Source organism: Sphingobacterium multivorum, assembly GCF_039511225.1.
Taxonomy (GTDB): domain Bacteria; phylum Bacteroidota; class Bacteroidia; order Sphingobacteriales; family Sphingobacteriaceae; genus Sphingobacterium.
In genome coordinates this window covers 4273939-4287302 of the sequence record NZ_CP154261.1, presented here as the reverse complement: position 1 = coordinate 4287302, position 13364 = coordinate 4273939, and the positions used below count along the sequence as shown (strand labels likewise).

Below are 13364 nucleotides of genomic sequence, written 5' to 3'. Positions count from 1 at the left end.
TAGATGAAAAACGGTAAGAAGGATCACTTGGAGTCGGCTATCGTCAGTGTGCCGATTAATGAGTCAGCCTCCGCCTTTCCGATCTGCTTACTGTATGATTCGGTCAGTACTTGATAGTTGATATCTAATACTTTATCCTGTATATTATAGCGTGTCATCACTTTCAGGACTTTGGTATATTGCCTCTTTTCGGCATCGTAGCCGAAAGCGAAAAGATCCAGTTCTTCCTTGATGTTGCAGCCTTTAAAATAAACATTTTTCCAGCGATGTCCTAAATTGCCAACGGGATTATACCAGATGATGGAAGAATCGAGATTTCTTCTGCCCCAGCTATCGGGAATGGGATACAGGCCCAGTTTCTTACGCTGTTCATTGTAATGAACGCCATATTTTTCGGTGATACATGTTTTGCTGAAATACGACCGGATGGAAGGATAAATGGGTAATAGAATAGCAATAAAAGATAATACGACAAATAGGTTCCGAAAAGTGGTCTTCTTCATAAGTGGTCTTTTGATGTTGCCTGGCTAGCTTCCGCTTTTTATTGTAGCTAGACAATAAAGTGCTGTTTGCTGGTTAAATATATTAAAAAAATACGGAGTGATGCGCTTCTAAAGTTGATTTTCAAAAAAAATAAAAGACTTTTTTCCATCCATACAAGTAAAATAAGGAACGATCAAAAACATTCGTTCCATCCAGCCATTCATACACTGGAATGAGGTTAAGTCGTTTCATGACTGAAATGACTAGTCACATATCTAATTTTGGTCCTAGTAGGCGTTGATCTTTAGATATTTTTCAATTGCTTGCCCGATACTGTTGGCCTCGATAAATTCAACTAATTCCTGTACCAGGTTAGAAAATTCAGGATAGTCCGCGAATGATAGCTCCCAGATATCCTTATCGGACAGTAAGTCGTGAGTGGACTTTAAACCATTGATATACTGGCTCAGCTTGGGTTGGAGGTCGTCCTGAAAAACAAGCCTTCCACTGGCGGCTTCACGAATGACCAGCAGATAAGCCGCAACACCAATGGCTAGACCCACTGGTGGTTTGCCCTGAAAGGAATACCATGGGGCGATCAGCGGAAACACACGCATTTTCATCTTGGTGGTATACTGTAAAACAATAGCATGCCAGCGGTGGGCAAGAAAGGGATTTTTAAAACGGTCGATCACCGCCCTGCCAAACTCTTCCCATGCTGCTTGCTCAATATGGGCATAATGCTGTAGTGTGGGGCCGATTTCGTTGAAAAGAATATGGCGGATATACCGGTCAAACGCAGGAACTTGGAAAAAGTCCTTCACATATTCTACAGAAGACAAAAGCGCGATGCCGCAGCATAGGGTATGGGTAGCGTTTAATAAACGTAGTTTAATCTCTTTGTACTGCTCGATGTTGGCTACAAGTTTAACTGCAGGATCAATTGCAGCAAATGAAAGTTGTTTCTTTACGGTTTCACTGTCTGTTTCTATTGCCCAGAGACAATATGGTTCGGCCATAATAGCGAGTAGGTCTTCATAGGGGAACTTGCTGCTCGAGATACTGCCTGGGACGATACGGTCGACGAGTGAATTGCAAAAGTGATTGGCCTCTTTAATCCAGCTGACAAATTCGGGGTTAAGATTTTGCCGTTCAGCTATTTTAATGATGATTTTTTTAAGTACCTGTGCATTGTCGGGAACGAGTTCCGTCGGGATAATAATAAGTCCTTTGCTTGGATCGCCGTTAAAATGACGGAATCTGGTATAGAGATAAGCAGTTACTTTAGCGGCAAAGCTTGCAGGGGGATTATCTCCGATGTCACCTTGATCTTCGACCAGACCTGCTTCTGTAGTGTTGGATAGCAGGATTTCCATCTGCGGATTTGTAGCAGTTTCCAAAATTTCTGACCAGCTTTGCTGTGCCGACAATACCCTGGAAATGGAGGCATTTACTTGCTGACGATCGACAATCTTTCCATTTGAATAACCCTGCACGCAGAGGGTATATAGCGCATCCTGTGTATTGAAAGCTGAACTGTCACCTTGGGTAGTTGATTTTACAACCAAAATTCGTCCATTAAATAGCCCTGCCTGATTCGCCCGATGGATAAAATCATCGGGTAGTCCTCTCAAAAGGGAACCTGTCCCAAACTGAATCACTTTTTCGGGTAAATCGAAAATGGAGGAGTGGGGTAGATCTATATTGTGAACAGCTATATTAATCAGATTTTCTTTAGACAGCTTCATGTGGCGTAAGATTAGATTCTAAAAATCAAAAATGATGACGCAACTATTTATGACGCGCGCATATTTATCTAAGTACAAGTCTAACGGATCTTCATCTTATTTACAAATGAAAATAATCTAGCAGCGTTTATTGGTCGATATTGTACTATTTTTGGTCGATAAGCATCCTGTCTTCGAAAGGAATAGTATGCTATTTGACCTGGCTGGGACTGACCGCAAACTTTTTCTTAAATGCAGTACTGAAATGCTGCAGCGAACAATAGCCCATTTCAAATGCGATTTCAGTAACCGGTTTTTTACCCTCGAGAAGCTGGTTTTTAGCAAGCTCTAGACGCAGGTCGGATAGATAGGAAAATGCAGTTTGATGAAATAATTCTTTAAATCCCCGCTTTAGCTTATATTCATTTATCCCGGCTATCTTTGCCAGTTCAATCAGCGAGGGAGGCGACTCGATATTGTCGACCAGATAATCGCGTGCGAATATAATCCGTTCTTTATCGTGATCATATTTGAGGTAGGTAGAGTTTGAATGTTGGATAGTATTGAAGGACTCTGCTTGCAGGACAAGTAATTCAATGGTCTTTGAAAGAAAAAATAACTTTTTGAGATCGGCAGCGTAATTACAGTTCAAAATCGAATGAATGCAGTTCAGTTGGGATAGATCGATGTTCAAATTGGCTTTGGAAAATAGGATGGGCTTACCTGCTACAATGCTATCGGCAAATCGTTTAAGAGATTCGTTTCCATTTTTTGATATGTTCAAAAAAGATTCCTTTTGAAATTGAATCACAAAGGACTTCATTTTTAATTCATCAAACATCATTTTTCCCTGCGCCTGTGTGCCATAGCTTAGATTATGCTGATTTTTTTTCAATTCAAAAGCAGCTTCCATTCCATCCTGTTGGATCGATGTACAACCTTGCAAATTAAAATGCATGCTGATCAATTCGGTATCGCCTGTCCAGTCAAGTTCAGCGGGCCTGTCGAGGTCGGCTTCAGCATACAGGATTTTGATCCCATCAAAAATCCATTGTTTTGACGATAGCTCTCCATCCGGAAGCCTGATGTTAAAGGCATGCTCTTTTAAGCCTTCACCATCGAAGTTATCGTGATCAAAGGCCATGTGAAATGGTTTATCGTCAGTTTTGAATTCGAATCCCATTGTTCCCTAATTTACTAATTTTACTCCTTTTTTTGCAAGTTTCCTCGACTGCCACGGTATAATTTTGTATGAAAGAGCTAATCAGGAACTGTAAAAATAGCATTTAAAAACGATCTGTTCTGATTTTTTACTTTTCAATACTAGCGGATGATATTTTATGTTAACTGTAATCAATGATGAAGAAGAATACCCTTATATTTTCAAAACCAACACAGTGGTTGTTCTATTCGATTTGTGCTTACTTCTTAGTGAATGGCGCACAGCTTTGGGAGACAGCACTGATGGTGCCGGCATGGACAGCGGCACCTCCCGCTTCATTGCTTATTTTTCAGAAGCCTTACGCTTTGGATTTTAAGTTATTTTGGATTGTTATGCACAGTCTACATGAAATCATCTTTCTTGGTGCCTTATGTTATAATTGGAAAATTAAAGCGCGCCGAGATTTGATGCTCGTGCTGTTTTTGGCCCATTTGGCCCTTCGAATCTGGACCCTGATCTACTTTGCGCCCACCCTGATGGAATTTCAGCGATTGCCCTACAGCGATACCGTGGATCTGATCCTGAAAGAGAAAGCCATGCAGTGGCGCAATCTCAATATTGTGCGTGTGGTCCTATTTTTTATGCTCAACTTTTTACTGATCTGCGGATTAAAAATAAAAGATAACAGCAATGAATAAAAATGCAATTATAATACGTGTCGGAGCCGTCGGAGCTATACCGCTTAAAAATATCAGACAGCAGCCTCTTCTTCCTGTAACCGATTAGTTTGTTGTCTTTTGATATCTTTGATGCCTTTACTCCCCAACCATTCCATAAAATGATCGGGATTGTCCGGTATAAAATGGATTACCTGACCATTTTTAAGAAGTAAAGAAAATATACCGCAATTAGCGATGAATTTAATGATTTCATCAGAACGATGTTTCAATAGTGAAAAATATTCCATTAAGTTTGGTTCGTTTTTTTCTTTAAAAAATAGGCTGGGTAAGATTACCCAAAATATGCGTTAAATGGTTAATTCAATCGATTGCATAAATCAATTCAAAGATGTGAAATATAGTTGATATTTCTTCAAAAGATGAAAAATTTTGAGGAATTATTTTTTGCGTTAAATTGTTTTTCGTAGCGTGCTGATCGCTGCATTTTTATAAGCCTTCCCGAAAGGCTTTTCCCATAGATTTGCTGTTTTCGTTCGAAAGGTTGGCTTTGAATCTTTAGCTAAAATCAATTGGAGATGTCCTTGATAACAGGTTTTAAACATTTTTACCCTTCTTTTAAATATTCGTTGCAAAGCGATCTTACCGAAACTTCTAGCTTTGTTTTATAACCAATTGGCGAATAGCTGGCTCATTCGAATGACTGATCCGACAAAGGGAATAACGAATAACCAATTTGTATAAATAAATAACCAAGTACTCGCCTCTCGGGGCAAAAAGACATTTATCTCAAAAAAGATTATGAACAGAAATTATGTGTCTTCTTTCTTTTGTTTTCCTAAAGAAAGGAATAGGAAAGTGAAGTGGTTGTTAATGGCTTCCATGTTAATGTCCATTGGACGACTGTCTGCTCAAGAAAAGGTGATCCATGGAAAGATCATAAGTGATCAAGGAAAACCCATTATCGGGGCGTCGATCAAAGTAAAGAATAAAACCCTCAGTACTTCAACCAATGAGAAAGGCGAATTTGTACTCAAGCTCAATCCGGGTGAAATCCTAATTGTATCCAATGTGGGTTATAATCAGGCAGAATATGTAATCGGTAATTCTTCGGAAATTAGTATCCCGCTTGTTGCCGCAGAAATTGCGGTGGATGAAGTGGTTGTTGTGGGCTATGGCAAACAGAAAAAGGTGGATCTGACCTCTTCAATCGCTGTTGTGGACACCAAAGATCTGGTGAAAGTACCTGGAGGTACAATTGCTACGCTTCAGAGTGCCGTGCCTGGAGTGCAGGTAACCAATGGCGCTATCCGTATCCGTGGCGTTGGATCCATTAACGGAACCGATCCGCTCTATGTCGTGGATGGGATGATCGGCGGAGCTATGCCGGATGAAAATAATATTGCCAGTATTCAGGTTTTGAAAGATGCCGCATCAAGTGCCATCTATGGTTCCCGTGGGGCCAATGGCGTTATTTTGGTCACCACAAAACGGGGTAAAGCCGGAGAGGTGAAGCTCGATTATAATGCCTTCGCCGGCATCAAAAATATTTCCCATAATATACCTCTGCTGAACGGACAGCAACTGGCCGAATTGATTAATGAGGAAATGTACAATAAGGATCCTTCACGCAAAGATTATCTGGCCGCGCTGTCTAAACCCTCCGACATCGGGCAGGGGTATAATATGATGGACGAATTGCTGCAGACGGGCAATTATCAACGGCATAATCTCTCGGTTTCCGGCGGATCTCAAAACGCCAATTTTCGGCTTAGCGGTATCTATGCGACAGACAAATCCATTATTATTCAAGATAAAAATAAGTATTATGGCGCCCAATTTATCTCTGATTTTACCAAAGGAAAACTCAAGATAGGCGAAACCCTTTCCTTAGGTTACACCCGCCGCAACTGGAGCGACAAAAATATCATCGATGCGCAAAAGTGGTCCTCGACATTACCGCTCTACGATGCCAACAGCAGCACTGGTTTTGCCGGAGCTGGCAATGGAACGGATGTGCAGAGTGCATTGGCAAATGCATACCTCAATAAAAACGTCAATGACAACTTTTCGGTAAACGGCAATGCGTGGGCTACTTATGAGATCATCAAAGGACTGGTATATAAATTTAACATGGGCATTGATCTTAGCCGCATACGCAATGAAGGCTATATTGGTAATTACTCCGTTGGTCAATATCAGAACCATAATCCGGATGAACTTAATATTTCCAGCAGTCAGAATAACCGCTGGTTGTTTGAAAACACGCTGACTTATGAAAACAGCTTTGGTAAGCATGCGATTTCGGCTTTGGCGGGAATCACTTCAGAAGAATCCCGCTATAATGCTGTCAATGCTGGGGCCCGCGGTTTGCCGAGTCCGGATGTTTTGATCCTTAATTCGGCATCCCTGGCGAGTTCCCGTCTTGTGGGGTCAGGTGTGGGACAGTCGGCCATGTATTCCATGCTGGGGCGTATCAACTATAATTATGACAATCGTTACCTGTTGACCTTTAACATGCGGCGGGATGGATCGGCCAATTTCAGTAATCAATACCGCTATGGAAATTTCCCTTCGGTATCTGCAGGCTGGCGCATCAGCCAGGAATCCTTTATGAGAGCGTTTCCTGCAATCAGCGAATTGAAGCTCCGGGCTAGTTACGGGCTTCTGGGTAATTCGGATATTGCACAATATCAGTATCAACGGACGGTTAGTTTCGACCATGTCTGGTATTACCTGAACAATGTGATGGTCACGGGGGCCCTGCCACAGACTCCCTCGAATCCGAATGTAAAATGGGAAAGTCAGTATTCAACTGATCTTGGTCTCGATCTGGAGCTTTTTGATCATAAATTGGCTTTGACAGTTGATTACTATAATAAAAAGACCGAGGACATGCTGATCAATGTACCCATTTCATTTACCGCAGGCTATGGTAACAACTTTCCCGTGCTGAATGCCGGTAGCATACGGAATCGGGGCTGGGATATCCTGGCTTCCTACAAAGATCAGGTCGGTAATTTTGGCTATCGTATCGGCGCCAATATTTCATTTGTGAAAAACCGCGTGCTGAGTCTGGGCAACAATAATGAAATTTTATGGGGAAGTATCTCTCCTGGGGGTGAAAACGTCACAAGAACAGCAGTTGGTCGTTCGGTAGGGGAATTTTGGGGCTACACCACCAACGGTTTATATACCAGTCAGGCACAATTGGATGCTGATAAAGCTTTTGCACCCCATGCAGCATTGGGCGATGTACGCTTCAATGACCGAAATGGCGACAAGGTCTTAAATGATCAGGATAAGGACTTCTTGGGAAGCCCGATACCTGATTTTAGCTATGGTTTCAATGCTGACGTTAACTACCAGAGTGCTATTGGTACCTTTGACCTATCGATGATGTGGCAAGGAAGTCAAGGAAACGATATCTACAACAATAGCCGATACTGGGGCGAGGGGATGTACCATTACTACAATAATTTTGCGTCAACACTTGATCGCTACCGCGCAGAAGAACTTGTCTTCAAAAATCCCATATCCGGTGAAACGACCATCTATCCCAAAAATACAGATACCGATATTCCACGTGCTGTACTCGGCGACCCGAATCAAAATTTAAGGGCATCCAACAGGTTTGTGGAGGATGGTTCTTATCTGCGGCTCAAAGTCGTCAACATTGGTTACAGTTTTTCAAGTCCTAGACTTGAACGTTGGAAGATCGACCGACTGCGGTTTTACGTAGGCGCAAAAAACCTACTGACCTTTACCAAGTATTCAGGTTATGATCCCGAAGTGGGCTCGGGCGATACACGCTCCAATCTAAGCCGTGGTATCGATGGGCAAACGCCTTGGGGGTTGAGCTTTCCAAATTCAAGAGAGTATTTTATGGGTATTCAATTTACATTCTAATCCCTTATTGACATCATGAATAGAAAATATATAAAACTCGCAGCTGCTGCATTGCTGATACAGTTTTCAAGCTGCAAACCGAATCTGGATCTCTCCAACCCGCAGGAATTGTCGACAGACACCTATTATAAAACAGCAGATCAATTGGAAAATTCGGTCATACCGGCCTACCAAGCGTTAATCGGCCGCACACAGGGTGGATATGCGCGCAGTTTGTATTTCGAGCTCTTGGCTCCTGGGGATGATTATAATCATACCTTCAAATGGGAACCCATGTATCAGGATACCTACAATACCCCTGCGAGCGATGGGATGGCAGCCCAGACCTGGAGAGATTTTTGGAACGGGGTGTTTGCGGCTAATTTAGCCATCGATCGGATTCAGAAGTTTGAAGGCGAAATAGATCAAAATAGAAAGAATAGACTCTTGGGGGAAGCGTATTTTTTGAGAGCGCTGAACTATTTGCACCTGAGCATGTTGTTTGGCGAAACCATTCCGCTGATCAATAAACCTGTCGAGACCAACGAAGATTACTATCCCGGCAATGCACAGGCGGGGGCCGTATATGCCCTAATCGTGGATGGCTTTAAGAGGGCCTCGGAATTGTTGCCAACGCGGGCAGCACTCTATGCCGACAGTAAAATGATCGGTCGGGCAACCAAAGGTGCAGCACAGGCTTACTTGGCTAAAACCTACCTGTACAAACCGATTTTGGCAAAAGGACAGGCAGCGGATTTTGCAAATGCCGAGATTCAATTGAAAAGCGTTATTGATAGCAAGGAATATCAGTTGATGTCCGCATACAGCGATAATTTTTTGGAAAAGAAAGAGAATAATCAAGAATCGGTTTTCGAAGTGCAACTTTACAATGGCCCGGGTTGGCTAGGGGACGATATATCGAGTTCATGGCGGTGGCAGGAAATCGGAATGTTTGACGGAACGGGTGGTGCCTGGTGGAATCTGGCGCCCAATAAAATGGCACATGATGAATTTGAAGAAGGAGATCCCCGGAAATATATGACGCTTTGGTGCGAGAATGGTGCAAAGTTTACGCAGCTGGACGGTAAGGTCACGACCTATACGGACTGGATGAAAAACCTGGCGACCAATAAAGATTTCTTTGGTACCCGGAAATATTGTCCGGATGTTCAGATCGCTGACTTTGATAATGGCAACAATGATCGTATTTTTCGCTATAGCGATGTGCTGCTGCTTTATGCGGAATGTCTCAATGAACGTGGCGATATCGCCGGAGCGAAACAATACATCAACCTGGTGCGTAAGCGCGCCAATAATATCGTTCCGGATGAGCAGCCACACCTATGGTATCAAAAATCCAATGGAACAATTCCTGATGTAGATGGATTGATCGCCCAGGGATTAGTAAAAAACGGCGTTCCTTTAAATACGATCAAAAATATTATCGTGCATGAGCGATTTGTTGAATTTTTGGGTGAATATCAACGTTATTTTGACCTGTTACGGTGGGGGATGGCCAATCCAAGCTGGCTGGAACCTTTAAAAAAAGGCGGCTGGTCTACCAAAGCAATGTTCTATCCTTTTCCACAGTCGGAATTGGACAACAATAAAAATTTGAAAGGCAATGATATGAACAATTGATCTGGGAAAATAAATGTTTTTATTTATTCATAGTTAGTGTTAGGTGGAGGTGTCCTTTTTAGGGCGCCTTTTTTGGTTCAACTGATCAAAAAGAATCCTGTGTCGATATTGTACTAGTATTGATCGATTATGTAGTTTCTTTCCTGATCCAATACAGGTATTTTTGGTATTCAAGTAGATAACAAATTATAAACCGGATGCCTTTGTCGTGCTATTTGTGTCGAGGCATTCTGATCGAAGATCATTGTATAATGGACAGAAGAACAGCAATTAAGTTTCTCGGTGCAACTATTCCGACGCTTTTCCTTGGCAAATTTAGCGCTGCACACACCTATTTGGGAAGAGTACCTTTTCATCCCGACTGGCGCTCACTTGAAAATTATCAGGTACCTAATTGGTTTAGGGATGCCAAATTTGGTATATGGGCACATTGGGGGCCACAGTGTCAGCCGGAAAGGGGCGACTGGTATGCACGCGGTATGTATCAGGAAGGATCCGATCAATACCAGTATCATCTCGAAAAATATGGACATCCTTCCGTTTTTGGTTTCAAGGATGTGATCCATCAATGGAAAGCCGAAAATTGGAATCCGGAAGAGCTGATGGACCTCTATAAAAATGCCGGTGCCCAGTATTTCATGGCCCTAGCCAATCATCATGATAATCTGGATCTTTTCCGCAGTAGCCACCATCAATGGAATAGCGTCAATGTTGGCCCCAAAAAAGATATTGTAGGCGGCTGGGAGCGTGCTGCCAAAAAACGAGGACTCAAATTTGGTGTGAGCGTTCACGCAGCCCATGCCTGGACCTGGTATGAGACAGCGCAACGAAGTGATAAAGCCGGAAAGTTTGCCGGAATACCATACGATGGGAAGCTGACAAAGAAAGATGGCGTCGGAAAATGGTGGGCAGATTACGATCCACAGGAGCTCTACGCTCAGGATCATGAGCCTAGTTTAGATAGCAAAGACGACAACACGGTTCATCGGCAGTGGCATTGGGATGTCGCCTCCGGCGTGAGCGTACCGCATAAAGCGTACTGTGAAAATTTTAAAGCGCGCACCCTGGAACTGATGTATAACTACAAGCCCGACATGGTTTACTTCGACGATACGGTACTGCCGCTTTATCCAATCAGCAATGTTGGACTGGAGATCGCGGCCGACTTTTATAATAAAAGTATGCAGGCAAACAAAGGCAAGGTTGATGTGGTCATCAACGGTAAAATCCTGAATGAACAGCAACGGAAATGCTTGGTATGGGATATCGAACGGGGACAGAGCAATACCATTGAACCGCAGCCCTGGCAGACCTGCACTTGCATAGGTTCCTGGCATTATGATCGCCGGATTTATGAGAATAATCAGTATAAATCGGCCAAAACCGTCATTCACATGTTGATTGATGTAGTTAGTAAAAATGGTAATTTACTATTGAGCGTACCCTTGCGCGGCGATGGTTCTATCGACGATAGGGCGAAGGAAGTGGTACAAGGCATAGGAAGCTGGATGGCCATACACAAAGAAGCCATTATTGGAACGCGTCCTTGGCGCATTTTTGGTGAGGGACCCGCACAAGAGGAAGCTCCTACATTGCATGTGCAGGGCTTCAATGAAGGAAAAGGTAAAGCTTTTACCGGCGATGATGTCCGTTTTACGACAAAGGGAAATACAGTGTATGCCTTTATTATGGGAACAACGACTGGAACGCAGATTACAATCAAGTCATTGGGCCGTTCGACAGGCCATACGCGAAAGGTCAGTCAGGTAGAGCTGCTCGGAACGGATGATCGGATTTCCTTTCGACAACTCGACAATGCCCTGCAAGTATCGCTACCCGACGACTTCGTTCAAAACAATATTGCGACAGTATTAAAAATTACCTGATAACATCATCTTTTTGAGCTGCTAATGAGGTGTTGTGCTTTGGATAAAATGTCCAGAATAGTATCTCGGGGGATAGCAAGGCAAGCTGTATGACTAAAGCGTGCAATATTGAGTCCTATAAAATTGCCTTCGCTGTCGATGATCGGACTTCCGCATTCGTCGGCATGAATGCGGGAATCGTGGAGAAATACACGTGGAAAATTATCCCTGCGCGTTGATTTTCCTTTGGGAATGTGATTGGCGGGATGTGGGTTTTGCTGCACTGCCCATTTGGACAGAATGACCTGGGTATGTAGTGCCGTCACCCCGCGACGGAATTGAACTGCTAGTGTATCGCCTGCAGAAAATTGCTGCATGGCAGCATTGATTTTGAGGGCACTTGCAACATCCTGGCCGTTTAATGCCATGATTTGATCTCCAATACGAAGTCCAGCCCGTCCTGCAGCACCCATACTGTCCACTTTTGTTAAGGTTGGAAGACCTGCAATCTCCTGCATCTGCGCATCGAACGTGCCCGGAATAGGTATGCGTGGAAAGGTTCGCGGCGGCATGCCTAGGACACCGCTTTTACGTTTAGTGTCTGCAAGCAGCGACCACAGCTTTATACCAAGTAAAGAATCAGGAATGGCTAGTCCCGTGTTCGCCGATACAGTGATTGCCGGAAATTTATGATCACTTATAAGTGCGATCAGGTCGTTTTCTTCATCTCTAAGCAGGATCTTCAAAGCATAGGTGCTGTTGTGAAATTTGGCCATTGGCGCTGCGCCAATCTGGCTACTCTTGGATACTATCACCTGCTCGTTGTTTGCCAGATTAAATGCGGTGCCTAATATATGCATGCTATCTCCCTGCAATGTACTGTGGATAGGGATAGACTGAACATTTGTTTTGGGGTCTTGTGTCGGCTTTTTGATTGCGAATACCACGAGGTTTTTCGCTAAGGGATCGCTACCGATTGAATCAGTAGCAGTGGGGTAACTGTTTATTGCAACCGGATGGGTCAGCGAGCTCCAATAGATGCGATAGCTGTTTATAGGTACTTCAAAATTGATGCCCTCCGCAGCATCGATACGACTATGTAGGCCAATTACGCGGCCTAAGGTGTCAAATAATGGACCGCCGGAATCACCGGGCTCCATAATACTGCTACTTTGAATAAAACCGTAGTCATCCATTTTTTTTAGAATGCGGCCAGTGCGGAGAAAAGGGATGTTGAAGGGCAGGGTTTCGGGATAGGATAATCCAAAGCAGGGTTGCTTTTCGGCGATGGATGACGACCAGCCCATTTCAGCAAAGGGCCAAGGACCTTCGCCCTGCATCTTCATCATCGCAATATCGGGCAGGTTGCTCTGTTGGTCGACGACCAGTCGTCCGAGCGCTTTGGCAACACCCTGCTTGCCATCAGGAAAAATCACCCGATAAAAATTGCCCGGCTTGGTGGAATGCGCCACCGTAAGGATCGTTCCATCCGAGCGCACGATGACTCCACTGAAAGGCGCACTGTTTTGCTGACTGCTCGCACTGTCTATGCCGAACATTTTTATGGAAGCCGCTAGCGCTCGGTCAATAAAAGATCTCGGTATCTCGCGGTCAGCGGTCTGCTTATGCTGCGCTAAGCAGTAATTGAAGCCTGTGATCAAGCACAAAATTGTCCAGATAATGAGGTATCGGAGAAAGGTGCTTTCAGAAATTTTGTTGGAGCAAGGTGTCATAGGGCAAATAGGTTGATTTATTGGATTAGGTTTTGCTTTAAAAAGCGACAGCTCAAAGGTAGGGCATTTGTCAACGAAAAAACAAGGGTAGGGAAACAGTTCTGAATAAATTACTGACCTGAGCTTGTTTTTTATGTGCTTGGCTGAAAAATTTATGGCTTGATGAGGTAAATGGTGAAAATTAATTT

Annotated in this window: 9 protein-coding genes; 4 read left to right on the top strand and 5 right to left on the bottom strand. The window is 43.5% G+C overall.

Translation table 11 applies throughout. The annotated features are described in order from the left end of the window. Nucleotides 1-23: 23 nt before the first annotated feature. From AAH582_RS17790 to AAH582_RS17780, 3 genes are all read right to left on the bottom strand, one after another. Nucleotides 24-503, bottom strand: coding sequence for a hypothetical protein (locus AAH582_RS17790; RefSeq protein ID WP_343319234.1), 480 nt, complete (start codon nt 501-503; stop codon nt 24-26). 267 nt (nt 504-770) lie between these two features. Next, the gene (locus AAH582_RS17785) at nt 771-2231 is read right to left on the bottom strand and encodes a tagaturonate reductase (RefSeq protein WP_343319232.1); all 1461 of its coding nucleotides are present in this window, start codon (nt 2229-2231) and stop codon (nt 771-773) included. A gap of 190 nt (nt 2232-2421) precedes the next feature. Further along, nucleotides 2422-3393, bottom strand: coding sequence for a helix-turn-helix domain-containing protein (locus AAH582_RS17780; RefSeq protein WP_343319229.1), 972 nt, complete (start codon nt 3391-3393; stop codon nt 2422-2424). Nucleotides 3394-3566: 173 nt separating this feature from the next. Here AAH582_RS17780 and AAH582_RS17775 point away from each other — a divergent pair, with 173 nt between their 5' ends. Continuing rightward, the gene (locus AAH582_RS17775; RefSeq protein WP_343319227.1) at nt 3567-4070 is read left to right on the top strand and encodes a transposase; all 504 of its coding nucleotides are present in this window, start codon (nt 3567-3569) and stop codon (nt 4068-4070) included. A 53-nt stretch (nt 4071-4123) separates the two neighbouring features. Here the strand turns inward: AAH582_RS17775 and AAH582_RS17770 are convergent, their stop codons facing one another. Next, nucleotides 4124-4339 (bottom strand): hypothetical protein, encoded by a 216-nt coding sequence (locus tag AAH582_RS17770; RefSeq protein WP_115050329.1) that lies wholly within the window; start codon nt 4337-4339, stop codon nt 4124-4126. Between the two features lie 511 nt (nt 4340-4850). Here AAH582_RS17770 and AAH582_RS17765 point away from each other — a divergent pair. The 3 genes from AAH582_RS17765 to AAH582_RS17755 all read left to right on the top strand — a co-directional run bounded on the left by AAH582_RS17765 (nt 4851) and on the right by AAH582_RS17755 (nt 11464). Then, the gene (locus tag AAH582_RS17765; RefSeq protein WP_343319222.1) at nt 4851-7958 is read left to right on the top strand and encodes a SusC/RagA family TonB-linked outer membrane protein; all 3108 of its coding nucleotides are present in this window, start codon (nt 4851-4853) and stop codon (nt 7956-7958) included. 15 nt (nt 7959-7973) lie between these two features. After that, nucleotides 7974-9578, top strand: a complete 1605-nt coding sequence (locus tag AAH582_RS17760) for a RagB/SusD family nutrient uptake outer membrane protein (protein ID WP_343319219.1) — start codon at nt 7974-7976, stop codon at nt 9576-9578. Nucleotides 9579-9829: 251 nt separating this feature from the next. Next, the gene (locus tag AAH582_RS17755) at nt 9830-11464 is read left to right on the top strand and encodes an alpha-L-fucosidase (RefSeq protein WP_343319216.1); all 1635 of its coding nucleotides are present in this window, start codon (nt 9830-9832) and stop codon (nt 11462-11464) included. Nucleotides 11465-11469: 5 nt separating this feature from the next. Here the strand turns inward: AAH582_RS17755 and AAH582_RS17750 are convergent, their stop codons facing one another. Then, the gene (locus AAH582_RS17750; protein WP_343319213.1) at nt 11470-13176 is read right to left on the bottom strand and encodes a trypsin-like peptidase domain-containing protein; all 1707 of its coding nucleotides are present in this window, start codon (nt 13174-13176) and stop codon (nt 11470-11472) included. Between the last annotated feature and the right edge of the window lie 188 nt (nt 13177-13364).

Coding starts and splice junctions, on each gene's coding strand:
- AAH582_RS17790 (WP_343319234.1), bottom strand. CDS start 503: ATGAAGAAGACCACTTTTCGGAACCTATTTGTCGTATTATCTTTTATT.
- AAH582_RS17785 (WP_343319232.1), bottom strand. CDS start 2,231: ATGAAGCTGTCTAAAGAAAATCTGATTAATATAGCTGTTCACAATATA.
- AAH582_RS17780 (WP_343319229.1), bottom strand. CDS start 3,393: ATGGGATTCGAATTCAAAACTGACGATAAACCATTTCACATGGCCTTT.
- AAH582_RS17775 (WP_343319227.1), top strand. CDS start 3,567: ATGATGAAGAAGAATACCCTTATATTTTCAAAACCAACACAGTGGTTG.
- AAH582_RS17770 (WP_115050329.1), bottom strand. CDS start 4,339: ATGGAATATTTTTCACTATTGAAACATCGTTCTGATGAAATCATTAAA.
- AAH582_RS17765 (WP_343319222.1), top strand. CDS start 4,851: ATGAACAGAAATTATGTGTCTTCTTTCTTTTGTTTTCCTAAAGAAAGG.
- AAH582_RS17760 (WP_343319219.1), top strand. CDS start 7,974: ATGAATAGAAAATATATAAAACTCGCAGCTGCTGCATTGCTGATACAG.
- AAH582_RS17755 (WP_343319216.1), top strand. CDS start 9,830: ATGGACAGAAGAACAGCAATTAAGTTTCTCGGTGCAACTATTCCGACG.
- AAH582_RS17750 (WP_343319213.1), bottom strand. CDS start 13,176: ATGACACCTTGCTCCAACAAAATTTCTGAAAGCACCTTTCTCCGATAC.